Source organism: Rhodobacter capsulatus, assembly GCF_052363175.1.
Taxonomy (GTDB): domain Bacteria; phylum Pseudomonadota; class Alphaproteobacteria; order Rhodobacterales; family Rhodobacteraceae; genus Rhodobacter; species Rhodobacter capsulatus_D.
This window is the reverse complement of record NZ_CP198946.1, coordinates 3,338,293-3,364,381: the sequence shown is the minus strand read 5'-3', so window position 1 is coordinate 3,364,381 and position 26,089 is coordinate 3,338,293. Positions and strand designations below refer to the sequence as shown.

Below are 26,089 nucleotides of genomic sequence, written 5' to 3'. Positions count from 1 at the left end.
GGGGGGCATGGGGATAATGGAGCGCGGGCCAAGGCGATGGCCTTGGCCAGACCGGGTGCCTTCAGCGCACCCGTTCGACGACGTAATCGGCCAGATCGTCCAGCATCTGCCGCAGCGGATGCTCGGGCAGCTTCGCCAGCGCCTTGCGGGCGGTGTCGGTCCAGCCGATCGCTTCCAGCCGCGTCGCTTCCAGCGTGCCGTGCTTGGTCATCAGCGCCATCGCATGCTCGAGGTCTCCCTCTTGCTGGTCGCCCTTTTCGATCACGCGCTTCCAGAAGGCGCGCTCCTCGTCATTGGCCAGCGCGATGGCCTTGATCACCGGCATCGTCAGCTTGCGTTCGCGGAAATCGTCGCCGGTGTTCTTGCCGATCTCGGCCGACTTGCCGCCGTAATCCAGAAGGTCATCGACGATCTGGAACGCGATCCCGAGTGCGTCACCGTAATCGTACAGCGCCTCGATCTGATCCTCGGGGGCGCCGCCGATGATGCCGCCCACCTCGGTCGCGGCCGAGAACAGCGCCGCCGTCTTGCCGCGGATCACGCGCAGATAGATGTCTTCGGTCGTCGCCAGATTCTGCGCCGCCGTCAGCTGCAGCACCTCGCCCTCGGCGATGACGGCCGAAGCGTTGGCGAGGATCTCCATCACCCGCATGTTGCCGGTGTCGGTCATCAGCTGGAACGAGCGCGCGAAAAGATAATCGCCCACCAGAACCGAGGATTTGTTGTCCCACAGCAGGTTCGCCGTCGGACGGCCGCGACGCTGACGGCTTTCGTCAACCACATCATCATGCAGAAGCGTCGCGGTGTGGATGAACTCGACCGTCGCGGCCAGATGCACATGGAACGGGCCGCCATAGCCCACCAGCCGCGCCGCGGCGAGCGTCAGCATCGGCCGCAGCCGCTTGCCGCCCGCCTCGATCAGATGCGCCGTGACCTCGGGGATGCGGGGCGCATGTTCCGAGCTCATCCGCTCGCGGATCAGCGCATTGACCGCCGCCATGTCCTCGGCCAGCGCCTGCGCCAGACGGTCGTGCGGTTTCGTCGCCTTGTCGTCGAGGCTCATCGGTCTTCCTTCCCAGTTTCCCGGCCCAATTTCCGTCTCGACACCGCGGCAGAGCTGCCCTTAAGTCGAGCGATGAAAGAGCTTCTGCGCACCACCGACCCGGTTCGGATCGCCATGGCGATGGCCCTTCTTGAGGGCGAGGGTATAACGGCCTTTGAGTGGGACGTCCACATGAGCATTCTTGACGGCAGCCTCGGCATTTTGCCGCGCAGATTGGCTGTGGCCGATGCGGATTGGTTTCTGGCGCAGGCGATCTTGCGCGACAACGGGCTTTGGGAAGAGTGATGTTTCCGCCCGAAGACTGCACGTTTGATCGGTTTCTGGATGGCCGTCTGACCGTGGCGCAACCGCGCCAAGGCTACCGCGCGGCGATGGATCCGGTGCTTCTCGCCGCCGCTTGCGGGGCAAAACCGGGGCAATCGGTGCTGGAACTGGGCTGCGGGGCCGGGGTGGCGAGCCTGTGCCTTGGCTGGCGGGTGCAGGGGCTGGTGCAGGCCGGGCTCGAATTGCAGCCCGACTATGCCGATCTGGCGCGGCGCAATGCGGCGGCGAATGGCATCGGATTTGAGGTGTTCGAGGGCGATCTGGCGCGGATGCCCGCGGCTTTGCGTGCGCGCAATTACGATCATGTGATCGCCAATCCGCCCTATTTCGCCGCCGCGGGCGGTACGGCGGCGGCTGATGCGGGCCGCGAGCGGGCGCAGCGCGAGGCGACGCCGCTGGTCGACTGGGTCCGCGCGGGGATGCGGCGGCTGCAGCCGGGCGGCTGGTTGACGATGATCCAGAATGCCGACCGGCTGGGCGATATCCTTTTGGCGCTGGCGGGGCAGGGGGGCTCGGTCTCGGTGCTGCCGATCGCGGCGCGGCAGGGCCGGGCGGCGGGGCGGGTGATCGTCGCTGCGCGCAAGGGGGGCAAGGCCCCGTTGCGGTTGCTCGCGCCCTTCGTGCTGCATGCCCTGCCTGCGCATCAGGGGGATGCCGAAGACCTCACCCATGCTGCGCAGGCAGTGCTGCGCTGCGGCGAAACCTTGCCGCTAACGCCTTAATTCCGTGGCAATATTATTTTGTAAAACTCCTTCATATTTTTGCGCAGCAATACGACAAGCGCGTGACAAGCGTTCGAAAACGTGCTGCAATCGACTTACCGAACAAGGAAAGAAGGAGACTGCCATGTCCGTGAGTTCGCATATCGCTGAACTTCGCAAGAAACATCAGGCTCTGTCCGCGGAAGTCGAAGTGGCGCTTCGTACGCCCAGCTTCGATGACCTGCAAATCGCGGAGATGAAGAAACAGAAACTGCGGCTCAAGGAAGAAATCGCGCGGCTGGAAGGCGTGGCGCTCTGATTTCCGGCCCGGCCGCGTGACGGCCGGTCCCTAGCCTTGCCGACTGCCCAAGGCGGCCAGAAAGGCACCTGCAGCAATCATCGCGGCGGCCAGCACCAGAACCGGTGACGCTGCCGCGATCCCCGCCCCGATCAGCGCAAGCGTCGAGAGTAGCGGGGCCGCATAGGACGCCGTCCCCAACATCTGGATGTCGCCCCGCTTCACCCCCACATCCCATGTGTAAAACGCCAGCCCCACCGGGCCAATGCCAAGGGCGATGACCGCGCCCCAGCCGGTCGTGCTGGTGGGCCACAGCGTCTCTTCCAGCGCCAGATGTGCCAGAGCGGACAAGACCGCGGTGGCCATGCAATAGATCGCGACGGCGGCGGTCGGCACCTGCCCCATGCGACGCGAGAGCAGCGAATAGCCCGACCAGGTCAGCGCGCAAAGAAAGGCCAGACCGTAGCCCGGCAGCGATTCGGCGCTGGCCGAGATACCTCCCCGCGCGACGATCAGGGCGGCCCCGGCAAAGGCGAGGATTGCCCCGAAAATATGCAGCCGATTCAGCCGCTCGCCCGGCAGCAGGCCGGAAAAGACGACGATCAAGAGCGGCCAGAGATAGGCGATCAGACTCGCCTCGGCCGGAGGGGCAAGGCGCAGGGCGGAAAAATAGATCAGGTGGTAGCCGAACAAGGCTGCGGTGCCGAAAGCGTAGACTTTCCACGACACCTGCCGCAGCACGGCGAAGCCCTCCGTCGCTGCGACCCAGATCAGCCCGATGCTGCCGCCGATCGCAAAGCAGAGCGCGTTCAGTTGCAGGGGCGGCACCGGCGCCGAGGCGACGGTAAAGAGCGCGAGCAGCGCCCAAAGTGCGACGGCGGAAAAGCCGATCAAGGTTGCCTGATTGCGCGACATCTGCCCCCCGAAAGCAAAGAGGCCCGCAAGATGCGGGCCCCGTCACCATTTGCCAAGAGGCAAATCAGGTCATGTACTGGCCGCCGTTCGCGGTGATCGTCGCGCCGGTGATGAAACCCGCGGTATCCGCGGCCAGGAAGACCACGCAGCGGGCGATGTCGGTCACGTCGCCCAGACGGCCGACCGGGATCGTCGCGATGATCGACTCGCGCACCTTTTCCGGCACCGCCATCACCATCTCGGTGGCGATGTAGCCCGGGCAGATCGCGTTCACGGTGATGCCCGCGCGCGCGCCTTCTTGCGCCAGCGCCTTGGTGAAGCCGATGTCGCCCGCCTTCGCGGCCGAGTAGTTCGCCTGGGCGAATTGACCCTTCTGGCCGTTGATCGACGAGATGTTGATGATCCGGCCGAACTTGCGGTCGCGCATGCCGTTCCAAAGCGGATGCGTCATGTTGAAGATGCCGTTCAGGTTGGTGCCGATCACCTGATCCCACTGCTCGCGGGTCATCTTGTGGAAGGGCGCGTCGCGGGTGATGCCCGCGTTGTTCACCAGAACGTCGACCGGGCCGAGTTCGGCCTCGACCTGCGCGATGCCCGCGGCGCAGGCGTCGTAATCCGCGACCGACCACTTGTAGGTCTTGATCCCGGTCTCGGTGGTGAATTTCGCGGCGGCTTCGTCATTGCCGGCATAGTTCGCGGCGACGGTGTAACCCGCGTCCTTCAGCGCCATCGAGATCGCGGCGCCAATGCCGCGCGACCCACCGGTGACGAGTGCAACTCTGGACATGATTCCTCCTCAGATCATCCTTGTTGAAATGCTGTTACCTAAAATAAGGAAGGCACGCAATATTATTGCGCGCCTGTTTTTCGCATTTGCAGAAAAAATCTGCGTGAGGGCTGAGATCAGAGCCCTTCGAGGCACATGGCCACGCCCATGCCGCCGCCGATGCAGAGCGTCGCGAGGCCCTTTTTCGCGCCCGAACGTTTCATTTCGAAGACGAGCGTGTTCAGGATCCGGCAGCCCGAAGCGCCGATCGGGTGGCCGATGGCGATGGCGCCGCCATTGACGTTCACCTTCGACACATCCCAGCCCATGTCCTTGTTCACCGCACAGGCCTGCGCTGCGAACGCTTCGTTCGCTTCGATCCGGTCCAGATCGGCGGCTTTCCAGCCCGCCTTTTCCAGCGCCATGCGCGAAGCCGGGATCGGGCCGCAGCCCATGATCGACGGGTCAAGCCCGGCGGTGGCGTAAGACGCGATGCGGGCGAGCGGCGTCAGACCGCGCTTGGCCGCTTCTTCCTCGGTCATCAAGAGCACGACCGCGGCGCCATCGTTGATGCCCGAGGCGTTGCCCGCGGTCACCGTGCCGTCCTTGGTAAAGGCCGGTTTCAGCTTCTGCATCGATTCGAGCGTCGCACCGTGACGGATGTATTCGTCGGCATCGACCACGATGTCGCCCTTGCGGGTCTTGATCGTGAAGGGGATGATTTCATCGACGAACTTGCCCGCCTTTTGCGCGGCTTCGGCCTTGTTCTGCGAGGCGAGGGCGAATTCATCCTGCATTTCGCGGGTAATGCCCCATTGGCTCGCGACGTTTTCGGCGGTCTGGCCCATGTGGTAGCCGTTGAAGGCGTCCCACAGACCGTCCTTGATCATCGAATCGATCATCTTCATGTCGCCCATCTTGGTGCCCGCGCGCAGATGCGCGACATGGGTCGAGAGCGACATGCTTTCCTGACCCCCAGCAACGATGATCGCCGCATCGCCGAGCTGGATGTGCTGGGCGCCAAGCGCGACGGTGCGCAGGCCCGAGCCGCAAACCTGGTTGATGCCCCAAGCGGCCGATTCGATCGGCAGACCGGCTTTGATATGCGCCTGACGCGCCGGGTTCTGGCCCTGACCAGCGGTCAGCACCTGACCGAGGATGGTTTCCGAGACCTCCGCCTTGTCGATGCCCGCCCGCGCGACAACCGCCTCGATCACCGCGGCGCCCAGATCATGCGCGGGCGTGTTGGCGAAAGCGCCGTTGAAGCTGCCCACGGCGGTACGGGCCGCCGAGACGATGACGACATTGGTCATGAATTTCCCTCCTCACAGGATTTCGGGCGCAGAGGCGCCCATTGCCGCTGTGCAGCATGCCCAAAGGATGAAGGAGGTCAAGCAGATTTGGCAATATTTGCCACAATCCGCGCAATTTTGTTGCGCGGAAAATTCAACCCTTGGGCCCGGGCGTCAGTTCCCGGCCTTGTGGGTCGTGGGCGCTTTCCACGGCGGCATGATCGTCGGCGCGCCGAAATAATAGCCCTGCATGCAGTCGATCCCCGCACGCGTCAGCCAAGCCGCATCCTCCGCGGTTTCGACCGCTTCGGCAACGGTGAACATCTCGAAATGCCTGGCGATCGACATCAGCGCCTGTGTGAGGATCTGGTTGTCGGGATTGCGCGCGATTCCGGTGATGAACTGGCCGTCGATCTTCAGGATATCGAAGTAGAATTCGCGCAGATAGCGGAACGAGGTGTAGCCCGCGCCGAAATCGTCGAGCGCAAAGGCGATGCCCTTCATCTGCATGTCCTGCATGAAGACCGACACGAGTTCCGGCATCACCATCGCCGAGGATTCGGTGATTTCGAGAATGAGCCGCTCGCCCACGCTTTCGTCCATCGCCAGACCGCGGTTCAGAATGCGCATCCACTCCGGATAACCGATCGAGCGTGCGGACATGTTCACCGAGAGCCGCAATTCGCGATCTTCGGCAAGCGAAAGCAGACCCATTTCCAGCGCCAGACAGTCGAGCTTGCGACCGACTTCGGTGGTTTCGGCTGCGCCGATGAAATCCTGCGCGGGAATCACCCGGCCGGTGTCATCAAGCACCCGGATCAGCCCTTCGTAGAAAGCCGGCCGGTCGGGGCGCAGGGTTTGCACGATGGGCTGGAAGGCCAGAACCACATCGCGCCGTTCCACGGCGCGAGTCACCATCGCCAGAGTATCGCGGTCACGCTGCGCAAGGGCGAAGTTGAGCGGATTGGCGTCGGCGGGATCGAGCGGCTCGCGCAGCGATAGCGGAATTTTCGACATCGGCCCCTCCATCAGGTTCCGTATCAGAATCCGCGATTTCGGCTAACAACTGGTAAAGAGGGACAATTTCTCCGGCGCGTGGTTAATGCTGACAATTTTCGATAAACCTGAATCCATAAATGCCTCGGTAAGAAACACAACTTAGACTTGATTTAATGTTCCGAGTGACGAGACACCTCCCTCATGACTGCACCCACCGATCTCTCCAAATCCACGGAAGGCGAAGCCTACTTCGGTTTCGATGAACTCTTTTATTCGCGCACTGACAAACGCGGCGTCATCCTGGCCGGGAATGATGTTTTCCACCGCGTCTCCGGGTTCGAATGGAAGGACATTCTTGGTGCTCCGCACAAAGTGGTGCGCCATCCCGACACGCCGCGCGGTGTGTTCCGCATCCTCTGGCATGCGCTTGGTGCGGGGCATCCCATGGGGGCCTACGTCAAGAACCGCGCCAAGAATGGCGATGTCTATTGGGTCTTCGCGGTTCTGATGCCCACGGATGATGGATATCTTTCGGTGCGGCTCAAGCCCTCGACACCACTTTCCGACCGTATCCGCGAAGACTACGTGAAGTTGAGTGCGCGGGAGCGGGCCGAGCGGCTCGATCCGGAGGTCAGCGCAGGCGAGTTGCGGGCGATGGCCGCGGCGGAAGGTTACTCAACCTATACGAGTTATATGGCTTTCGCGCTTGGTAAAGAACTGGCCGCCCGTGACGCCAAGCTGGGGCGGCCAGCCGATCCGCGTACCCTGCGCCTGATCGAGATGAACACCTCGCTCGAAAAGGTCACGCAAGAACAGATGAAGTTGTTGCGCAGCTTCGAGGCGCTACAGTCGATTCCGAACAACATGCGCATTGTCGCCTCGCGGCTGGAGCCCTCGGGCGGCCCGGTTTCGGCGATTTCGGAAAACTACAAAGCGTCGTCGATGGTGATTTCCGAACGGCTGCGCAGCTTCGTGGCCGGGCGGGACAATCTGTGCGAACGCGTGTCGCGACAGGCGGCGCGGGCGCTGTTCCTGCTCGGGTCGAACCGTGTTCTGAAAGAGATGAACTCCAATTTCCGCGATGCGGTGAAAGTCGAAGGCATTGACTGGACGCACGAACGGAAGCTTTTGCGCGAGCTTGAGGAACGGTCGCGGCATGACACCCGTCAGGCGATGGAGCGGGCCGTCGGCCATGCCGAGGAATTGAGCCGGTCAAGCGCCGAAATCCGCCGCCTGATGCTCGGTCTTGACACGATCCGGGTTCTGGGCCGCGTCGAATGCGGTCGGATGCGCGACAGCAGCGGCGGGCTTTCGGCGACGATCGATCAACTCGACATCTTCCACGCCGACATCAAGAACCGGCTCGAATCGATCATGCGGCTCTCGGAAGAGATCGGCTCGTCGATGAACCAGTTCCTGCGCAGCGAATCGCGCTGATCACTCCGCGCGCAGGGCGGCGATGACCGCCTTGGCTTCCGGGCTCGACCAATCGGCCGGGCCCAGGAGTTGCGCCACGATCTGCCCCTTGCGGTCGATCAGGATCGAGGCGGGCAGGCCGGGCAGGCCAAAGGCGCGCGGCAGCCGTTCGGTGGCATCGATCATCCGCGGCAAGTGGGTGATGCCTTGCTTTTCGAAAAACGCCGCCACCTTCACCTGGGTGTCGCGATTGCTGGAGGCCACGGTCAGCACGGTGAAATCCGCGCCGCCGATTTCGGCCTGAAGCGCCTCGATATCGGGCATTTCCTTGCGGCAGGGTGCACACCAGGTCGCCCAGAGGTTCAACAGCACCACCTTGCCGCGATAGTCGGCCAGCGTATGGCTTGCCCCGGTTTCATCGACAAAGGGAATGTCCGGCAGCGGCAGCGGTTCGGAGAAGACGGCGAGTTTCTTCATCTCGCCTGTCTTCAGCGCCGACAGGTCGGCGGCTGTGGCGGCATTTGCGCTAAGGGCAAGGGCCGTATAAAGGACGAACAACCGCAGCATGATGCCTCCGACGAAGGGCCTGACGATGACCGACGACACGAAATCCTCGAACGCCATGTGGGGCGGGCGCTTCGCCGCCGGTCCGGACGCGATCATGGAGGCGATCAACGCCTCGATCTCGTTCGACAAGCGGCTTTACGCACAGGATATCCGCGGCAGCCGGGCCCATGCGGCGATGCTGGCCGCGACGGGTATCCTCACGAATAGCGATGCCGAGGCGATCGGGGAAGGGTTGCTCACGGTCTTGTCAGAGATCGAGGCAGGCGATTTCCCGTTTTCGACCGCGCTCGAGGACATTCACATGAACGTCGAGGCGCGGTTGAAGGCGCTGATCGGCGAACCGGCCGGGCGGCTGCACACGGCGCGGAGCCGCAACGATCAGGTGGCGACCGATTTCCGGCTCTGGGTCCGCGATCAGGCTGATGCCGCGATCACCTCGCTGACGGCTCTGATGCAGGTGCTGGTCGCGCAGGCCGAAAAGGGCGCCGATTGGGTGATGCCGGGCTTCACCCATCTGCAGACCGCGCAGCCGGTGACTTGGGGTCATCACATGATGGCCTATGTCGAGATGTTCGCCCGCGATCGCTCGCGCTTTGAAGATGCGCGCAAGCGGATGAACGAATGCCCGCTGGGCTCGGCGGCGCTTGCGGGGACCGGTTTCCCGATCGACCGGCACATGACCGCCACGGCGCTGGGCTTCGACCGGCCGATGGCGAATAGCCTTGATGGCGTGTCCGACCGCGATTTCGCGCTGGAATTCCTGTCCTCGGCGGCGATCTGCGCGGTGCACCTCAGCCGTCTGGCGGAAGAGCTGGTGATCTGGTCCTCGGCGCAGTTCCGCTTCGTGGCGATGTCGGACAAATGGTCGACCGGGTCGAGCATCATGCCGCAAAAGCGCAATCCCGATGCGGCGGAACTCATCCGCGCGAAAATCGGCCGGGTGCTGGGCGCGGCCGTCGCGCTGTTCACCGTGATGAAGGGCCTGCCGCTCGCCTATTCGAAAGACATGCAGGAAGACAAGGAACAGGTCTTCGACGCGGCCGATACGTTGATGCTGGCGCTTGCGGCGATGACCGGGATGATGTCGGATCTGACGGTGAACACGGCGAAACTGGAAGCCGCGGCCTCTTCGGGGTTCTCGACCGCGACCGATCTGGCCGACTGGCTCGTGCGCGAGGCCGGTCTGCCCTTCCGCGACGCCCACCATGTCACCGGCTCGCTCGTCGCGCTGGCGGAAAAGAAGGGCTGCGATCTGCCCGATCTGAGCCTTGAAGAGCTGAAATCCGCCCATCCGGCGCTGACCGAGGCGGTCTATTCCGTGCTTGGGGTTCACAATTCGGTCGCCTCGCGCCAGTCTTACGGCGGTACCGCCCCCGATCAGGTCCGCGCCCAGGTCGCGCGCTGGAAGGGGCTTCTCGTCTGACACGGGAGTTTTCATGCGTCTCCTTCTTGCTTTCTCGCTTCTGACCTTTGCGGCGGCCTGCGGTGTCGATGGACCGCCGCAACCGCCGAAAGCGACCACCGCCCCCGGCGTTTCGATCACCGGCGAAGCCCGCATGGGCGTCACGGGGTCGCTGTGAGGATCGCCTTGCCCCTGCTCCTGCTCCTGCTCGCGGCCTGTGACGGGCCGCGCGCGAATGTGGGCGCAAGCCCCTCCGGTCAGCTGACGACCGGTGTCTCGACCGGCGTCGGCCCGATGCGGCTTGGCGTGAACAGCAATGGCCGCGCCACGGTCGGCACGCATCTTGGCTGGCTGCATCTGGGCGCGGGCTTCTGAGGCCGCTTTTCTTGACGGGTCCGACCGGCTAAGAACGTCTCAGCAACCGGAGGCCGCGATGGATCACTTTCTTTACCGCAATGGCGTGCTGCATGCCGAAGACGTGGCCCTGACCGAGATCGCGGCCAGTGTCGGCACGCCGTTCTATGTCTACTCCGCCGCGACCCTGACCCGGCATTTCCAGCTGTTCGATGCGGCGCTGGCGGGCACGGATCATCTGGTCTGCTTTGCGATCAAGTCAAACTCGAACCTTGCGGTGCTGAAGCTGCTCGGCGATCTCGGCGCGGGGATGGATGTGGTCTCGGGCGGCGAATACCGCCGCGCGAAAGCCGCGGGCGTGCCCGGTGAGCGGATCGTCTTTTCCGGCGTCGGCAAAACGCGCGAGGAAATCACGCTCGCGCTCACGGGCGGCATCCGGCAGTTCAACGTCGAAAGCGAACCCGAGCTGCGGGCGATTTCCGAGATTGCGACCGGCCTTGGCGTCACTGCGCCGATCGCGCTGCGGGTGAACCCCGACGTTGATGCCAAGACCCACGAAAAGATCGCCACTGGCAAATCGGAAAACAAGTTCGGCATTCCGATCGCCAAGGCCCGCGCGGTCTATGCCGAGGCCGCGAAACAGCCCGGCCTCGACGTTATCGGCGTCGATGTGCATATCGGCAGCCAGCTGACCGATCTGGCCCCCTTCGAGGCGGCCTTCACCAAGGTCCGCGAGTTGACGCTGGCGCTCCGCGACGATGGTCACAACATCCGCCGTCTGGATCTGGGCGGCGGCTTGGGCATTCCCTATCACCAGCGCTCGAACGAGGCGCCGCCGCTGCCCACCGATTACGGCGCGATGATCCAGCGGGTTCTGGGCGATCTCGGCTGCGAGATCGAGATCGAGCCGGGGCGGCTGATTTCCGGCAATGCCGGGCTGATGGTGACCTCGGTCATTTATCTGAAGGAAGGCGAGGGGCGGAAATTCCTCATCGTCGATGCGGCGATGAACGATCTGGTGCGGCCTGCGATGTATTCCGCGCATCACGACATCGTTCCGGTGATCGAGCCTGCGCCCGGCACCGAAGCGCAGGCCTTCGATGTGGTCGGCCCGGTCTGCGAGACCGGCGACACTTTCGCCAAGGGCCGGGAACTCGTGCCGATGGCCGAAGGCGATCTGGTCGCCTTCCGCTCGGCGGGCGCCTATGGCGCGGTGATGGCCTCGGAATACAACTCCCGCCCGCTGATCCCCGAAGTGCTGGTTTCCGGGGATCACTTCGCCGTCATCCGGCAAAGACCGAGCTTTGAGGAAATGCTGGCCCGCGATAGCATTCCGGAATGGCTCTGATCCCGTAGTCCGGGCCGGAAAGGACCGATGCCGCCGCCGCCGCCCCTTCCGGGCGACCCGCTCGCCCCGCTGGCCCGACCGATCGCGCTGACGCGGGCGGCGATGACGGCCGAGCGGCTGCTGCGTGCCTTCTGGCCGCTGCTGACCCTGGCGGCCATCACCTTCACGCTTCTGGCCTTTCGCCTGCCCGATCATCTGACCGGGCACCAATGGCCGGTGCTGGCCGGAGGACTTGGGTTCCTTGCCGTCCTTCTGGCCGCGCCGGGGTTCCGGCGCTTCCGTATTCCGAGCCGGGCCGAGGCAATTGCGCGGCTCGACGCCACGTTGCCCGGCCGACCGCTCGCCGCGCTGACCGACAGTCTGGCGCTGGGCGATACCGATCCGGCGACGCGCGCCCTTTGGGCTTTGCACCGCGGTCGCATGGCCGAGCGCGCCGCCGCCGCCCGAGCGCCCTTGCCCGCGCCCGATCTGGCGCCGCGCGACCCCTATGGCCTGCGGATTTCCGCGCTGACCGGCGTCACCGTGGCGCTGATCTTCGGTGCGCCGCTCGCGATCTTCACCCCGCCCGAACATCCGCAGCCCTCCGGTGCTGCCGAGGCCGCGATGGGCCCCGCCTGGGAAGGCTGGGCCGAGCCGCCGCGTTACACCGGCAAGCCCGGTCTGTATCTGAACGGGTTCGAAGGCGATACGCTGTCGCTCCCCGAGGGCACGAAACTCAGCTTCCGGTTCTACGGCCCGCCCGGCTCCGTTCCCTTCACCGAAACCGTGTCGAGCCCCGCGGCCACGCCCGAAAAGGCCGACGGTGCCGAGGTGCAAAGCCTTGATCTGATCGCCCGGCGTTCCGGCGTGGTCGAGATCGGCGGGCGCATGGGGCGCAGTTTCAAGGTCACGATGCTTTCGGACGCCGCCCCCGCGGTTGAGTTGCCCCGGCTGGCGGAACGGCGCGCCGATGGCAAGCTCGCGCAACCCTTCCACGCCACCGACGATTATGGCGTCACCAAGGGGCAGGCGCATGTCAGCCTTGATCTTGCGGCGATCGACCGCCGTTATGGGCTCGCGATCGACCCTGAGCCGCGCCCGGATCTGGTCTTCGATCTGCCGCTGCCGATCACCGGCTCGCGCGCCGATTTCACCGAAATGCTGACCGAGGACATGTCCGAGCATCCTTGGGCGAACCTGCCGGTCAAGCTCTCGCTTTCGGTCGAGGATGGTCTGGGCCAGACCGGCACCAGCGGCGAGCAGACATTCGATCTGCCCGGGCGGCGGTTCTTTGATCCGCGGGCGGCGGCGTTGATCGAGATGCGCCGCGATCTGCTGTGGTCGCGCGAGAATGCCCCCCGCACGGCCGAGCTTTTGCGGGCGATCCTGAACCGGCCCGAAGGCGTCTTTCCCGCACCGCAGATGGCCGAGGCGCTGCATGCGCAGATCGAGCGGCTCGAGGGCGGGCCGCTGTCGCCCGAGGCCCGCGACGAGGTGGCCAAAGTCCTGTGGGACATGGCGAAACTGCTGGAAGATGGCGGTCTGGCGGATGCGCTGGCAGCGATGCAGCAGGCGCAGGAGCGGCTGAGCGAGGCGATCCGCAATGGCGCCTCGAAGGACGAGATCGACAAGCTGATGGCGGAACTCAAGGAGGCCACCGACCGCTATCTGCAGATGCTGGCCGAGCGCGCGACCGAGGAAGAGCAGGGGCCGCAGTTCGGGCAGAAACAGGAAAGCCAGCGCATCACTGGCGATCAGATCCAGAAGATGATGGAGGAAATCCAGCGTCTGATGGAGGAAGGCAAGATGGCCGAGGCGCAGGAGCTGCTCGATCAGCTGTCGCGGCTGATGCGGAACATGAAGGTCACGCAGGGCGAGGGCGGCGACGGCGACATGCCCGGCGGCAAGGCGATGAAGGATCTGGGCCAGACGTTGCGCGATCAGCAGAAGTTGTCGGATGATTCCTTCCGGCAGATGCAGCGCAGCCCAGATCCAGAGGGCGTCGATCCGGGGCTGGAACAGCCGGGGCCGGGCGCGCCGCAAGCGCAACCCGACGGGCAGCCGCAAGCCGGGGACGGCACGGCGGAAGATCAGGGCAAGAGCCTTGCCGAGCGTCAGCGCGCCCTGCGCCGCGAGCTGGAACGCCAGCGTGGATTGATGCCGCGGCTCGGCGGGGACGCCGCCAAGGAGGCCGAGCGGTCACTTGAAGGCGCAGGCAAGGCGATGGACGGGGCCGAACAGGCGTTGAAGGACGGCGATCTGGGCGGTGCCATCGACAAGCAGGCCGATGCGATCGAAGCCCTGCGCGAGGGCATGCGCAAGCTGGGCGAGGCGATGGCCGAGGAAAACGGGCAGGGCCAGAGCGGTCAGGGCGCGCAAGGCATGGAGCGCCGCGGCGATGCGATGGGCGGCCATGGCGCGCGTGAATTGCCGCGCGATCCGCTGGGCCGGGCGACCGGCGATGGCAGCCGGATCGGCACCGAGTCCGATTTGCTGAAAGGCGACGACGTGTATCGCCGCGCCCGGGATCTGCTGGATGAAATCCGCCGCCGCACCGCCGACCGGCAGCGCCCCGAAGCCGAACGCGATTATCTGCGCCGTCTGTTGGATCGTTTTGCCGGGCAATAACCGCCGGATCAGCTTTGCGGCTGCGCGCCCGCCTGAACCTGGGCGATCACGGCGCGCAGTTGTGCATCCAGCCAGATCCGCGCCGCATCCACCGCCGCGACATAGCTGTCGAGGAGCGGCTCCGCCCCCGGCACCAACTGGGCCAGATGCGGCGCATAAGCGTAGATCAGCGCCGCAATTGCCGCGAGCAGCAGCACCGAGGAAAATCCGAACCGGAAGCCCGAACGATCTTCCTGCCGCCCCGGAAACATGCCCATCGCCGCGACATCGCCATCCCGGTCGGCGCTGGCGCGCAAGCTCGAATTGATCTCGTCGATGTCGGGCAAGCGCCGCCGCCGCAGGAACCGACCCTCGCTTTCGGCCTCTTCCGGTTCCGGGCCTTCGGTCAGATCGGCGTGACGGTCCTCTTCCTCCTCGGAATTGAGGTCGCTGAAATCTGGCATGCGGCGTGGCGGATCTGCGCGCAAGGTGGAGACGAGGCGCTGCGGGTGAACCGGAGCGACCGGCGTTACAGGGGGCGGTGCAACCGCGGGTATCGGCGGGCTGGTCAGCACCCGGTCGAGGTTCATTTCTTCCTGCGTTTCGATCCCGGTGCCCTCGGCCCGGCGGGCGGCGGCTTCGCGCTCGGCCTCTTCGCGCAGGATCGCCATCAGGTTTTCGTCAAGCGGCCGACGCGGGATCGCACCCGCACGCGGGGCAGGGCCGACCTCTGCCGGGTCGGGTGTCGCGGCGGGCGGTTCCGGCTCGGGGGCTGCGGCCACTGGGGCGGCGGGCTCGGCCGGGGGCGCCACCGGATGCACCCGCATCAGCTCGGCGATAGCATGCGAGACATCGGTTTCCAGATCGGCCGGTTCGGGTTCGGCGGCTCCCAGTGACGGCGGTATCGCCCAGTCCAGAACCTCCTCATCCTCCGGCGCGGGAGAAGCGGTTTCGGGCGGTTCCGGGGCCGTCTCGGCGACTGGTGCAGGGGTCGGTTCCGGCTCAGGCTCGGGTTCTGCGTCAAACTCCGGCCAGTCTTCCGGCGCGGGTTCGGGCCAGTCCTCCACCTCGGCAAGGGCCCCGGTGGCTTCTGCCGCGCCGTCTTGTTCCACAGTTTCGGGAAGGGGGGTGTCCGGCGCCGGTGCTGCGGTTGCCCCCACCTCCGGCGCGACATCCCACTGATCGAGGCCATCCTCCGCCTCGCGGGCCTGTTCCTGCGCCGCGTCGAGCATCTGACGACTGGGTTGGAACCAGGTCTGGCCGCAGCCAGAGCATTGAACATCACGTCCGGAGGTCGGGATGACCGAGTCATCCACCTCATATTGCGCACCGCATCTCGGGCAGATCAGCCGCATCCGGTTCCCAGCCTCGCCCCTCACTCGCCATTCTGGCCTTTTCTACAAGCTTGTTGTAGCAAGCAAAGAAACAAACTCCAATAGTTTGAGTATGTCGCAGGTGCCGCCTGAAAAAACGGGCAGCAGGGGAGGGGCCGCGCAGTGATCGAGTTGCAGGATGTCGCCGTGGGCTATGGCGGGACCGAGCTTCTGGCCGAGATGACGCTGAAGCTTGTGCCGGGGTCGTTTCACTTCCTGACCGGGCCTTCGGGGGCGGGCAAGACGACGTTTCTGAAGCTGTGCTATGCAGAGCTTCTGCCCTCGTCGGGGTTCATGGGGCTTTACGGTCAGGATGCGCGCACGATGGGGCGCGACGACATTGCCCGGATGCGCCAGCGCATCGGTGTCGTGCATCAGGATTGCCAGTTCCTCGACCATCTGTCGGTGGCGGAAAACGTTGCGCTGCCGCTGACGGTCTCCGGGCGGCCGATCGACGGGGTGGAACTGGCAGAGCTTTTGGCCTGGGTCGGGCTGAAGGCGCAGATGAATGCGTTGCCGCCGCAGCTCTCGGGCGGCGAGCGGCAAAGGGCTGCCCTGGCGCGGGCGATCATCACCTCGCCCGAGGTGATTCTGGCCGATGAACCCACCGGCAACCTCGACTGGGAAATGTCGCTGCGCCTGTTGTCGCTGCTGGTGGAATTGAACAGGCTGGGCAAGACGGTGCTGATTGCGACGCATGATCTGAACCTGATCCGACAGGCCAAGGCGCAGGTCTCGGCGCGGGTGCTGCGGATCGCGAACCGGCGGCTGCAACTGGCGGGGGCGGATCTGTGATGCGGTTCAATCCTTTCGGCTCCGAGCTGTCGACCGTCGACCGGGTGGTCCCGCCCACCGGCTTCACGGCAAATTTGACCGTGTTGACCTCTGCTGCGATGGCCTTTCTTGCGGTTTTCGCACTGGCCTTGTCGATGGCCTCGGGGCGGCTTGCGGATCGCTGGTCCGAGGCGCTGGCGCGCTCGGCCACGATCCGGATTTCGGCGCCTGCCGATCAGATGGAAACGCAGCTGCGCGCGGTGCTGGATGCGCTGGCGACGACGCCCGGCGTGGCGAGCTATCGCCCGATGGAAGAGGACGAGATGCGCAATTTGCTCGACCCGTGGTTCGGCCCCGATCTGCCGGTCGACACGCTGCCGCTGCCGAAGCTCGTGGAGCTGACCGAGACCGATCAGGGCATCGATGCCGAGGGGCTGCGGCTGCGGCTGGCGGCCGAGGCGCCCGGCGCGGTGCTCGACGATCACACCCGCTGGCGCAAGCCGCTGATCGCCGCGGCCAGTCGGTTGCGGCTTCTGGGCTGGCTCTCGCTGGTGCTGATCGGGGGCGCGATGGCGGGGATGATCACGCTGGCCGCGCAGGCGGCTTTGGCGGCGAACGGGCAGGTGATCCGCACGCTGCGCCTTGTGGGCGCGCAGGATGCCTTCATCGCGGGCGCCTTCGTGCGGCGCTTCACCAAGCGCGGTCTGGCGGGCGCGGGGATCGGCACGGCGCTCGGGATGGCGGCGGTGGCGGCGCTGCCCGCGGCCGATGCGGCGGGCGGCTTCCTGACCGGGCTTGGCTTCACCGGCTGGGGCTGGCTTTGGCCGCTTGCATTGCCGATGCTGGCTGCGGTAGTGGCCTACGGCGCCACCCGCGCCGCGGCGCTGCGCATGCTCAGGGGAATTCGCTGATGATCGTTCTGCAATATATTCGCTCGGTTCTGTTCATCGCACAGATGTATGTGATGCTGGCGGTTTACGCCGTCGTGGGCCTTCCCTATGCGTTGATTGGCGGGCGCTCGGCGGCGATCCAGGTCTGTCGCGGCTATTGCAAATGGGTGTGCTGGACAGCGGGCTGGATGGTCGGCATCAAGACCGAATATCGCGGCGAGATCCCGACGGGCGATGTGCTGATTGCTGCCAAGCATCAGAGCTTCTTCGACATTCTGATGATCTATGCGGCCATCCCGCGCGGCAAGTTCATCATGAAAAAGGAACTGGTCTGGACCCCCTTCGTCGGTTGGTATGCCTATATGATCGGCTGTGTGCCGGTTGATCGCGGCAAGCGCGGCGCTGCGATCAAGGGGATGCTGGAACAGGCCAAGGATGTGCGTTTCGCGGGCGGTCAGCTGGTGATCTTCGCGCAGGGTACCCGCGTCGCGGCGGGGGCGAAGAAGCCCTACAAGATCGGCGCCGGGGCGCTTTATGCGGAACTCGGCCTGCCCTGCGTGCCTGCGGCGACGAATGTGGGCGTGTTCTGGCCGCGTCATGCGATCCTGCGCAAGCCGGGTCTGGCGGTGGTGGAATTCCTGCCGCCGATCGCGCCGGGCATGCCGATGGGCGATTACATGAAGGTGATCGAGACGCAGATCGAGGCCGCCTCGGACAAGCTGATGGCCGAGGCCGGGCTGAAACTCGACTGAGGATCGGGCACGTTAGGGAATGCGAAAGGGCGGCCGAAGCCGCCCTTTTTTCTTGGGTAAAGCTCCGCGACTTACGCCGCCAGACCCTTCGAGCCCATGTCGATGAATTTCTTGCGCCGCGCGGCCAGGATGTCGGCGCGTTTTTTTGCCCTTCAGATCCGCCAGCATCTTGCCGATCTCGACTCCGACGCTCGCAATCGTCTTCGCCCGGTCGCGCTGCGCCCCGCCCAGCGGTTCGGCGATGATCCGGTCGATGACGCCCAGTTTCTTCAGGTCTTGCGCCGTCAGCCGCAGCGCCTCGGCGGCTTCGCGCATCTTCTCGGCATCCTTCCACAGGATCGAGGCGCAGCCCTCGGGCGAGATCACCGAATAGACCGAATGCTCCAGCATCGCGATGCGGTCGGCGGTGGCAAAGGCCACGGCCCCGCCCGAGCCGCCTTCGCCGATGATCACCGAAATCAGCGGCACGCCAAGGCAGAGGCATTTCTCGGTCGAGCGCGCGATGGCCTCGGCCTGACCGCGTTCCTCGGCGCCCTTGCCCGGATAGGCGCCGGGCGTGTCGACCAGCGTCACCACCGGAAGGCCGAAGCGGTCGGCCATGTCCATCAGCCGGATCGCCTTGCGGTAGCCCTCGGGGCGGGCCATGCCGAAATTGTGGATGATCCGCGACGCGGTGTCGTGGCCCTTTTCATGGCCGATCACCACGACCGGCTGATCGTCGAACCGCGCAAGGCCGCCCATCACCGCATGATCGTCGGCAAAGTTGCGATCGCCCGCGAGCGGCGTGTATTCAGTGAAAAGCTCGTTGATGTAATCGCGGCAATGCGGCCGGTCGGGATGCCGCGCCACCTGGCATTTCCGCCAGGGCGTCAGATCCTTGTAAAGATCCGTCAGCAGTTGCGCCGCTTTCTTGTCGAGCGCGGCCGCTTCCTTTTCGACATCCATCCCCGAATTCGCGCGCGCAAGCGCCCGCAGTTCCTCAGCCTTGCCCTCGATCTCGGCGAGCGGCTTTTCGAACTCGAGATAGGTCGTCATCGAAGCCTCCGTAACGCAGTCGTGGCCTATATGACCGCGCGGCACCGGATTTGCAACTGACGCAGGGGGAAGCGGGCAGAGTGCCGCGGGGCAGGAGGCCATCCAAAACGGAAACGCCCCGGCGCAGGTCCGGGGCGTCCCTGTTCCCTCATGCAGCCGGGCCTCCCCTCCCCACCGCTCCGGGATCCGAATCGATTCGGTCACGAATCGTTTACAGAGTGCTTAGACCTTAGCCATTTCCGCCTGTCTGACAATCACTTCTGCCTGCCGAATGGAGGCAATATCGACGAGCCGCCCTTTGTAGACAGTGGCGCCCGCGCCCTCGGCTTTGGCCTTTTCCATCGCGGCCAGAATCTCGCGCGCTTCTGCAACCGCAGCGTCAGAGGGCGTGAAGACTTCGTTGGCCAGAGCGACCTGTTTCGGGTGGATCGCCCATTTGCCGACCATGCCCAAAGTGGCCGAGCGCAGCGCCTGGGCGCGGAAGCCCTCGTCATCCGAGAAGTCGCCGAACGGGCCGTCGACCGGCAGGATGCCGTGGGTGCGGCAGGCGGCAACGATGGCGGCCTGCGCCCAGTGCCACGGGTCCGACCAGTGTTTCACGCCCGCATGCAGCATGTAGTAGTTTTCCTGCGTGCCGCCGATGCCGGTCGTCGCCATGCCCATCGAGGCGGCGAAATCCGCCGCGCCAAGGCTCATCGCCTGCAGCCGGGGGCTGGAGGCCGCGATTTCCTCGACATGGGCGATGCCCGCGGCCGATTCGATGATGACTTCCAGCGAGATGCGTTTCTTGCGGCCCTTGGCGGCTTCGATCGCGGTGACCAGCGCATCGACGGCATAGACGTCGGCGGCGCAGCCCACTTTCGGGATCATGATCTGGTCGATGCGCTCCGAACCCTCTTCGAGCAGTTCGACCACGTCGCGATACCAGAACGGCGTATCAAGGCCGTTGATCCGCACCGAGAGGTATTTGTTGCCCCAGTCGACGTTATGGCTGGCCTCGATGATGTTGCGCCGCGCCTGCGGCTTGTCATCGGGGGCGACCGAATCCTCGAGGTCGAGGTTGATCACATCGGCCGCCGATTGCGCCATCTTTTCAAAGATCGCGGGGCGCGAGCCCGGGCCGAACAATTGGCAGCGGTTCAGACGGGCGGGGGCGGGCGGCTGGGTGCGGAAGCTCATCTTGTCTCTCGGCAAGGAAGTTACGGGATGTGTTGCATTTGCGATATATTGTTGCGCTGCGGCGCGCAAGGAGTTTCTGCGGATGCAGCATTCGGGCGAAAAACGGTGATGAATTTTGCAGCGTGCAGAAAACTTGGAAGAAGCTTCGATAAAATCGCAATAATGCGCAAGAAAAGTGTCGAGTAACTTTGCTTTCGCCGCAACTTTCCAAGAAAATCCGACGCTGCCCGCGTCATACCTTGCGAAACCCTTTCCAACTTGCCGAGGTTCCCATGTCGCTGATCGAAACCCCCTATCTGCTGTTCCTTGGCGATGCGCCCGACCAGCTGGCCGCGAAAGTGGCGCAGGGCATCAAGGATTGGCGCCCGGAATATGCGGTCGGCCAATACCGGATGGAGGGCTGCAACGCCGATCTGGGTCTGCCGGACATGAACCTCGCCACCGCCAAGGCCGCGGGCTGCAAGACGCTGGTGATCGGTGTTGCGAACCGCGGCGGCGTGATTTCGCAAGCCTGGAAGAAAGTGCTGATCATGGCGCTGGAAGAGGGCTTCGATCTGGCCTCGGGGCTGCACAACCTGCTGCGCGACGAGGAAGATCTGGTCGCCGTGGCCAAGGCCTGCGGGCGTCAGCTGCATGACGTGCGCGTGCCGACGGTGGAATACCCGATCGCGAACGGCGTGAAGCGCAGTGGCAAGCGGATGCTGGCCGTGGGCACCGATTGCTCGGTCGGCAAGATGTATACCGCGCTCTGCATGGAAAAAGAGATGCGCGCGCGCGGGCTGAAGGCCTCGTTCCGCGCCACCGGCCAGACCGGGATCCTGATCACCGGCGACGGCGTGCCGCTCGATGCGGTGATCGCTGACTTCATGGCGGGCGCCGTCGAATGGCTGACGCCGGACAATGACGCCGATCACTGGGATCTGATCGAAGGGCAGGGCAGCCTGTTCCACGTCAGCTACTCGGGCGTGACGATGGCGCTGGTGCATGGCGGTCAGCCCGATGCGCTGGTTCTGTGCCACGAGCCCACCCGTGCCCATATGCGCGGCCTGCCGGGCTACAAGCTGCCCGCGCTCGACGCCCTGCGCGATCTGGCGCTGCAGGTCGCCAAGGTGGCGAACCCCGATTGCAAGGTGGTTGGGATCTCGATCAACACCCAGAACATGCCCGAAGCCGAGGCCCGCGCCTATATCGCCGCGGTCGAGGCCGAGATGGGTCTGCCCACCACCGATCCCTTCCGCTTCGGGGCCGAGAAGCTGGTGGACGCGCTCGCCGCGATCTGAGAGCTTGGCGCAACCTGCCGGGGGCGGAGCCTCCGGCGGGGATATTTGAAGCAAGATAAAGGGGTGGATGATGATTTCCGTGACAGCGGATGTGTTTCGCTTGGCCGAGGTTTTCACCATCTCGCGCGGCTCGCGGACCGAGGCGAAGGTGCTGACGGTGCGGATCAGCCGCGGCGGGCTGACCGGCTGGGGCGAATGCGTGCCCTATGCGCGCTATGGCGAAAGTCTGGAAAGCGTGACGGCGCAGATCGAGGGCCTGCCCGAGGGGATCACCCGCGCCTCGCTTTATGATGCCCTGCCGCCGGGTGCTGCGCGCAATGCCGTCGATTGCGCGCTCTGGGATCTGGAGGCGAAAGCCGCGGGCAAGCGGGTTTGGGAGCTGGCCGGGCTGGCCGCGCCCGGGCCGGAAGTCACCTGTTACACGCTGTCCTTGGCCGAGCCTGAGCAGATGCGGGCCTCGGCCGCGAAGAATGCGCATCGGCCGATCCTGAAGATCAAGCTTGGAACGCCCGATGACATGCCGCGGCTTGAGGCCGTGCGGGCGGGGGCGCCGAAATCGGTGATCGTCGTCGATGCGAACGAAGGCTGGTCGGCCGAGGTCTATGCCGATCTCGCCCCGCATCTGGTCCGTCTGGGCGTGGCGATGGTCGAGCAGCCCCTGCCGGCGATTGCCGACGAGGCGCTGATCGGCATGGCCCGGCCGGTGCCGGTCTGTGCCGATGAAAGCTGCCATGACCGCAAGTCGCTGGCGCATCTGAAGGGCAAATACGATCTTGTGAACATCAAGCTCGACAAGACCGGCGGTCTGACCGAGGCCTTGGCGCTGCGGCAAGCGGCACTGGCCGAAGGCTATGGCGTGATGGTCGGCTGCATGGTCGGATCGTCGCTTGCGATGGCGCCCGCGACCCTTGTGGCGCAGGGTGTGGCCTATGTCGATCTTGACGGGCCGCTGCTTCTGGCCCAAGACCGCGAAAGCCCGCTGCAGTATGCGGACGGAATGGTTTATCCCCCCGAGCCGGGGCTCTGGGGCTGAGGAGGAACGCGCATGAGCCGCACCGTTTACCTGAATGGCGACTATCTGCCCGAGGAAGAGGCCAAGGTCTCGATCTTTGACCGTGGCTTCGTGATGGGCGATGCCGTTTACGAAGTGACCTCGGTTCTTGAGGGCAAGATCCTGGAATTCGAAGGCCACATGGTCCGTCTGGCCCGCTCGATGGCGGAGCTGCAGATGACCGGCAACCTGAGCCGCGAAGAGTGGCTGGAGATCCACCGCCAGCTGATCGCGCGCAACAATCTGGTTGATGGCATGATCTATCTGCAGGTCAGCCGCGGCAATGCGGGCGACCGCGATTTCCACTTCCCGCCCGCGGGCACGCCGCCGACGATCGTGCTTTACACCCAGTCGAAGCCGGGTCTGGCCGATGATCCGAAGGCGAAGACCGGCATCAAGGTGGTGTCGATCCCGGATCTGCGCTGGCATCGCCGCGACATCAAGACGGTGCAGCTGCTTTACCCGTCGATGGCGAAGATGGCCGCCGAAGCCGCGGGCAAGCATGACGCCTGGTTCGTCGAGGACGGTTTCGTGACCGAGGGTTCGTCGAACAACACCTATATCGTCAAGGGTGGCAAGATCATCACCCGGCAGCTGTCGAACGACATCCTGCACGGCATCACCCGCGCCTCGCTGCTGAAATATGCCGCCGAGGCGCAGATGGAGATCGAGGAACGCCCCTTCACCATCGCCGAGGCGCAAGCCGCCGACGAGGCGTTCTTCACCTCGGCTTCGGCCTTCGTGATGCCGGTTGTCGAAGTGGACGGCGTGGCGCTGAACGGCGGCAAGGTCGGTCCGGTGGCGACGCGCCTGCGCGAGATCTATCTGGAAGAAGGGCGCAAGGCGGCGATCTGATCCGCCTGCACGCTGGTAAAATAAAAAGCCCCGGGCCAGCCCTGCCCGGGGCTTTTTCGTCCGTGCGGCCTATCAGGCCGCTTGCGGACTGCGGAAACGGATGTGCGACGGGCGCAGATGGCGGGCCGGAACACCTTCGAAGATCAGCGTGGGCAGGCCTTCGAGGATCATCCGCGCATCGCGCCCGACCTGTTCGAAGCGCAGGTCTTCGGGCCGGGGCAGGGGGCCTTCGATTTCCAGCTCGATCACGTCGCCGGGGCGGAAGCCGCTGATCCGGGGCAGGTCCTCGGCGACGGGCGTCGCGACGGGGCCGGGGGCCTGAGGCGCGACCGGCTTGGCCACGACCTCGGGCTCGGCCAGCATCTGCGCAAGCCGTGTCAGGATCACATCATGCGGATCGTCAGCCGGGGAGGTGGGAGCCACCGCCGCAGATGCGGCGGTTGCGGGGGTGGCCTGCGCGGCCAGGACGGGCTGGCCACGCCATTCGGCCCAAAGAACCAGAGCCAGCGCGCAAGAAACCGCAATGAAAAGCGCAAGCATCGGAAAACCCCCAGTGTTTCAAGAAAAGCATGCCGAGGGGGCGCGGGTCGGGCAAGGGATTCGCGTCACGATGAAGGCGCGATTGTCAACGCTTTGATAACCATGTCTCGCCTGCGCGGGCATTGGTTTCGCGTTGGCATCAGGAGACGAAAAGGCCCCGCACAGGCGGGGCCCTTCGGGTCCTATGGCAAGGCCGGATCAGGCGGCCGTCGCGTGATTGACCGTGATCATGTCGAGGGTGACGTCATTCGCGGAAACGCCCTGCAGGATCAGCAGCGTGTCGCCATTCACCTGCACCGCGGCTGCGCCGCTGACATCGACGATCGTGATCACCGCGTCCGGGGGCACCTCGTCAAGCCGCAGCGTATCGGTCGTGATGTCGAAATCGGTGACGACGACATTCTGACTGTAGGTGGTCTCTGGCGCGTCAGGATCGACCAGAACCTGCGTCGCAAATTCATCCGCCCCGTCCCCGCCCGTCATCGTGTCGCTGAAATCGCCGACAAGCGTGTCCTTTCCGGCGCCGCCCTCAAGAAGGTCGGATTCGTTGCCCTGCATCTGCGCCGCCAGACCATCGTTGGCATAAAGCGAGTCATTGCCGTTGCCGCCCACCAGCGTATCGAAGCCCGCGGTATCGCGCAGCACGTCGTTGCCGTCCTGACCAAGCTCCTCATCCGAGCCGGTGCCGCCGTCGATCGTGTCGTTCTGCGCCCCGCCGTCGAGCGTGTCATCGCCCGCGCCCCCCGCAATCGTGTCGGCGCCATAGCCGCCCGTGACCTGATCGTCACCGCTTCCGGCATCGATCGTGTCGTCGCCCAGACGGGCGCTGATGGAGTCATCGCCCGCAGTGCCCGCAAGGCTGTCGTCCGCATCGGTGCCGGCAATGTCCTGACCAAGGCTGTAGCTGGTGCCGTCCGCCCCCAGAAGCGTCAGGCTCGCCTGCAGATCGGCGATGTCGGCGCCTTCGAACAGCGCCACGGTGTCGCTTCCGACGATCGCGACCACGCCGCCCTCGACGGTGTCGAGCCGGAATTCCATGTCCGCGGTGTAGGTGTCATCGACGATCACGACGGATTCGGTCGCGCCATCATTGGCGCCCGTGGTGTTGCCGTAATCGGTGAGGGTCACCGCATCATCGCCCGGGGCCCAGGTGATCTGATAGCTGTCATCGCCCGCGCCGCCGGTGATCAGATCGCCCGAAGCGGCCTCGATCGTGTCATCGCCCGCGCCACCGTCAAGCGTGTCCGCATCGCCGGTGTCGACCCCGGGATTGCCGTCAAGGCTGTCATTGCCCTCGCCACCAGACAGGCTGTCCTGGTCCGCCCCCCCGGCGAGAATGTCGTTCCCGGCATCGCCCTCGATCGTATCGGCCCCATCGTTGCCGGAAAGGGAATCATCGCCGTCATCGCCGTGCACAATGTCATTGCCCTCGCCTGCATAGGCCAAGTCATCGCCTGTGCCGCCCGAGATCGTGTCATCGCCGCCCAGACCGGCGATCCGGTCATCCCCGGCCAACCCCGTGAAGACCTCGGACGCGGAGGAACCCTCAAGATCGTCATCGCCCGATGTGCCGGTCATCGTCTCGGCGGGGATGATCGGGTTGATGCCGGTGTCGCCGTTCGTGCCGTAAAGCGTCACATTGGCTGCAAGGGCGTGGAGGTCGCCGCCTTCGAACCAGGCGAGCGTCTCGCCGTCCAGCATCAGGTTCACCCCGCCGTCGGTCTCTTCGAGATGGAAGTCGGTCGCGTCGGTGATCTCGCTGTCGGTCTCGATGGTGAAGGTCTCGCCCGAGGCCGGGTCGAAGTCGCTCAGTGTCAGGGCGGCGCTGCCGCTTGTCCATTGCGCCGCGAATGTGTCGGTGCCGATATCGCCCAGCAGCGTATCGCCGCTGTCGCCGAGCAACACATCATCGTTGCCACCGCCGTTCAGCAGGTCCGCATCGCCGCCATCGGCATCGAGCGCCGTCAGGTGATCGTAGCCATAGCCGCCGTAAAGTTCGTTCGCGCCTTCGGAATCGGTCAGGACATCGGCGCCAAGGTTGCCGCGCAAAGTGTCGTCGCCCGCGCCGCCATCTACAGTGTCATTGGAAAAACGTGCGTCGATGTAATTGTCGCTGTCCGTCCCGGTGATCGTGTCGGCGTTGTCGGTGCCGTAGGTCGTATCACCATTCTTGCCGTCCGAACCGTCGTCATCATTGGAGGCATGGACCGCCAGTCCCACAAGAAGGGCCGGGAAAAGCGACATCAAAATGAGACCTTCCATAGTTCACTCCTGAAAATTGATTGGAAAAAAGTAACAGTGCCCTCAACCATGGGCAACGCGGCGTTAA

25 protein-coding genes and 1 pseudogene are annotated in these 26,089 nt (G+C 64.9%); 15 read left to right on the top strand and 11 right to left on the bottom strand.

Features of this window, described 5'->3' with window-relative positions; all coding sequences use genetic code 11:
- Positions 1-61: 61 nt before the first annotated feature.
- Positions 62-1,063, bottom strand: a complete 1,002-nt coding sequence (locus tag ACTTAI_RS17450) for a polyprenyl synthetase family protein (RefSeq protein WP_444452769.1) — start codon at positions 1,061-1,063, stop codon at positions 62-64.
- A gap of 72 nt (positions 1,064-1,135) precedes the next feature.
- Here ACTTAI_RS17450 and ACTTAI_RS17445 point away from each other — a divergent pair, with 72 nt between their 5' ends.
- From ACTTAI_RS17445 to ACTTAI_RS17435, 3 genes are all read left to right on the top strand, one after another.
- Positions 1,136-1,348 (top strand): putative signal transducing protein, encoded by a 213-nt coding sequence (locus ACTTAI_RS17445; protein WP_013068880.1) that lies wholly within the window; start codon positions 1,136-1,138, stop codon positions 1,346-1,348.
- Positions 1,348-2,109: a tRNA1(Val) (adenine(37)-N6)-methyltransferase gene (locus ACTTAI_RS17440; protein WP_444452768.1), complete on the top strand. Its 762-nt coding sequence runs from the start codon at positions 1,348-1,350 to the stop codon at positions 2,107-2,109. The genes ACTTAI_RS17445 and ACTTAI_RS17440 overlap by 1 nt, the downstream gene beginning before the upstream one ends.
- Before the next feature lie 124 nt (positions 2,110-2,233).
- Positions 2,234-2,407 (top strand): YdcH family protein, encoded by a 174-nt coding sequence (locus ACTTAI_RS17435; protein WP_444452767.1) that lies wholly within the window; start codon positions 2,234-2,236, stop codon positions 2,405-2,407.
- Between the two features lie 30 nt (positions 2,408-2,437).
- On the opposite strand, the gene yddG is transcribed toward ACTTAI_RS17435, so the two are convergent.
- The 4 genes from yddG to ACTTAI_RS17415 form a co-directional block, all read right to left on the bottom strand.
- On the bottom strand, positions 2,438-3,301 hold the full coding sequence (gene yddG, locus ACTTAI_RS17430; protein ID WP_444452766.1) for an aromatic amino acid exporter YddG: 864 nt from the start codon (positions 3,299-3,301) through the stop codon (positions 2,438-2,440).
- Between the two features lie 64 nt (positions 3,302-3,365).
- Positions 3,366-4,088 (bottom strand): acetoacetyl-CoA reductase, encoded by a 723-nt coding sequence (gene phbB / locus ACTTAI_RS17425; RefSeq protein WP_444452765.1) that lies wholly within the window; start codon positions 4,086-4,088, stop codon positions 3,366-3,368.
- A gap of 116 nt (positions 4,089-4,204) precedes the next feature.
- A complete protein-coding gene (locus ACTTAI_RS17420; RefSeq protein WP_444452764.1) occupies positions 4,205-5,380 on the bottom strand; it encodes an acetyl-CoA C-acetyltransferase in 1,176 nt (391 codons plus the stop codon).
- A gap of 153 nt (positions 5,381-5,533) precedes the next feature.
- A complete protein-coding gene (locus tag ACTTAI_RS17415) occupies positions 5,534-6,376 on the bottom strand; it encodes an EAL domain-containing protein (protein WP_444452763.1) in 843 nt (280 codons plus the stop codon).
- A 183-nt stretch (positions 6,377-6,559) separates the two neighbouring features.
- On the opposite strand from ACTTAI_RS17415, the gene ACTTAI_RS17410 reads away from it, so the two are divergent.
- Positions 6,560-7,795, top strand: coding sequence for a PAS domain-containing protein (locus ACTTAI_RS17410; protein ID WP_444452762.1), 1,236 nt, complete (start codon positions 6,560-6,562; stop codon positions 7,793-7,795).
- Here the strand turns inward: ACTTAI_RS17410 and ACTTAI_RS17405 are convergent, their stop codons facing one another.
- Positions 7,796-8,341 carry a TlpA family protein disulfide reductase gene (locus ACTTAI_RS17405; protein WP_444452761.1) on the bottom strand — a complete coding sequence of 182 codons (546 nt, stop codon included), beginning with the start codon at positions 8,339-8,341 and terminating at the stop codon, positions 7,796-7,798.
- A gap of 25 nt (positions 8,342-8,366) precedes the next feature.
- On the opposite strand from ACTTAI_RS17405, the gene argH reads away from it, so the two are divergent.
- The 5 genes from argH to ACTTAI_RS17380 are packed head-to-tail and all read left to right on the top strand — an operon-like array spanning position 8,367 to position 14,052.
- The gene (gene argH / locus ACTTAI_RS17400) at positions 8,367-9,764 is read left to right on the top strand and encodes an argininosuccinate lyase (protein WP_444452760.1); all 1,398 of its coding nucleotides are present in this window, start codon (positions 8,367-8,369) and stop codon (positions 9,762-9,764) included.
- Between the two features lie 13 nt (positions 9,765-9,777).
- A complete protein-coding gene (locus ACTTAI_RS17395) occupies positions 9,778-9,921 on the top strand; it encodes a hypothetical protein (protein ID WP_444452759.1) in 144 nt (47 codons plus the stop codon).
- A gap of 8 nt (positions 9,922-9,929) precedes the next feature.
- On the top strand, positions 9,930-10,118 hold the full coding sequence (locus ACTTAI_RS17390) for a hypothetical protein (protein ID WP_444452758.1): 189 nt from the start codon (positions 9,930-9,932) through the stop codon (positions 10,116-10,118).
- A 58-nt stretch (positions 10,119-10,176) separates the two neighbouring features.
- On the top strand, positions 10,177-11,445 hold the full coding sequence (gene lysA, locus ACTTAI_RS17385) for a diaminopimelate decarboxylase (RefSeq protein ID WP_444452757.1): 1,269 nt from the start codon (positions 10,177-10,179) through the stop codon (positions 11,443-11,445).
- A 27-nt stretch (positions 11,446-11,472) separates the two neighbouring features.
- On the top strand, positions 11,473-14,052 hold the full coding sequence (locus tag ACTTAI_RS17380) for a DUF4175 domain-containing protein (protein WP_444452756.1): 2,580 nt from the start codon (positions 11,473-11,475) through the stop codon (positions 14,050-14,052).
- Positions 14,053-14,060: 8 nt separating this feature from the next.
- Here the strand turns inward: ACTTAI_RS17380 and ACTTAI_RS17375 are convergent, their stop codons facing one another.
- Positions 14,061-15,347: a hypothetical protein gene (locus ACTTAI_RS17375; protein WP_444452755.1), complete on the bottom strand. Its 1,287-nt coding sequence runs from the start codon at positions 15,345-15,347 to the stop codon at positions 14,061-14,063.
- A gap of 180 nt (positions 15,348-15,527) precedes the next feature.
- On the opposite strand from ACTTAI_RS17375, the gene ACTTAI_RS17370 reads away from it, so the two are divergent.
- From ACTTAI_RS17370 to ACTTAI_RS17360, 3 genes are read left to right on the top strand one after another with little or no spacing between them, the layout of a single operon-like run.
- The gene (locus tag ACTTAI_RS17370) at positions 15,528-16,199 is read left to right on the top strand and encodes a cell division ATP-binding protein FtsE (RefSeq protein ID WP_444452754.1); all 672 of its coding nucleotides are present in this window, start codon (positions 15,528-15,530) and stop codon (positions 16,197-16,199) included.
- Positions 16,199-17,089 (top strand): cell division protein FtsX, encoded by an 891-nt coding sequence (locus ACTTAI_RS17365; RefSeq protein WP_444452753.1) that lies wholly within the window; start codon positions 16,199-16,201, stop codon positions 17,087-17,089. Before ACTTAI_RS17370 ends, ACTTAI_RS17365 begins: the two co-directional genes overlap by 1 nt.
- The gene (locus tag ACTTAI_RS17360; RefSeq protein ID WP_444452752.1) at positions 17,089-17,820 is read left to right on the top strand and encodes a lysophospholipid acyltransferase family protein; all 732 of its coding nucleotides are present in this window, start codon (positions 17,089-17,091) and stop codon (positions 17,818-17,820) included. Before ACTTAI_RS17365 ends, ACTTAI_RS17360 begins: the two co-directional genes overlap by 1 nt.
- A 71-nt stretch (positions 17,821-17,891) precedes the next feature.
- Here the strand turns inward: ACTTAI_RS17360 and ACTTAI_RS17355 are convergent.
- Together ACTTAI_RS17355 and ACTTAI_RS17350 are read right to left on the bottom strand one after the other, a co-directional pair.
- Positions 17,892-18,855: pseudogene (locus tag ACTTAI_RS17355) on the bottom strand (acetyl-CoA carboxylase carboxyltransferase subunit alpha).
- A gap of 222 nt (positions 18,856-19,077) precedes the next feature.
- Positions 19,078-20,034 (bottom strand): L-malyl-CoA/beta-methylmalyl-CoA lyase, encoded by a 957-nt coding sequence (locus tag ACTTAI_RS17350; protein ID WP_444452751.1) that lies wholly within the window; start codon positions 20,032-20,034, stop codon positions 19,078-19,080.
- A gap of 278 nt (positions 20,035-20,312) precedes the next feature.
- Between ACTTAI_RS17350 and dgcN the strand changes: the two genes are divergently transcribed.
- From dgcN to ACTTAI_RS17335, 3 genes are all read left to right on the top strand, one after another.
- The gene (gene dgcN / locus ACTTAI_RS17345; protein WP_444455795.1) at positions 20,313-21,314 is read left to right on the top strand and encodes an N-acetyltransferase DgcN; all 1,002 of its coding nucleotides are present in this window, start codon (positions 20,313-20,315) and stop codon (positions 21,312-21,314) included.
- 67 nt (positions 21,315-21,381) lie between these two features.
- Positions 21,382-22,347, top strand: a complete 966-nt coding sequence (dgcA, locus tag ACTTAI_RS17340; protein WP_444452750.1) for an N-acetyl-D-Glu racemase DgcA — start codon at positions 21,382-21,384, stop codon at positions 22,345-22,347.
- Between the two features lie 12 nt (positions 22,348-22,359).
- Positions 22,360-23,220: a D-amino-acid transaminase gene (locus ACTTAI_RS17335; protein WP_444452749.1), complete on the top strand. Its 861-nt coding sequence runs from the start codon at positions 22,360-22,362 to the stop codon at positions 23,218-23,220.
- Between the two features lie 72 nt (positions 23,221-23,292).
- Here ACTTAI_RS17335 and ACTTAI_RS17330 read toward each other — a convergent pair whose 3' ends face one another.
- Positions 23,293-23,760 (bottom strand): hypothetical protein, encoded by a 468-nt coding sequence (locus ACTTAI_RS17330; RefSeq protein ID WP_444452748.1) that lies wholly within the window; start codon positions 23,758-23,760, stop codon positions 23,293-23,295.
- Between the two features lie 198 nt (positions 23,761-23,958).
- Entirely contained in the window at positions 23,959-26,022 is a 2,064-nt protein-coding gene (locus ACTTAI_RS17325) for a calcium-binding protein (RefSeq protein ID WP_444452747.1), read from the bottom strand.
- Positions 26,023-26,089: the final 67 nt, after the last annotated feature.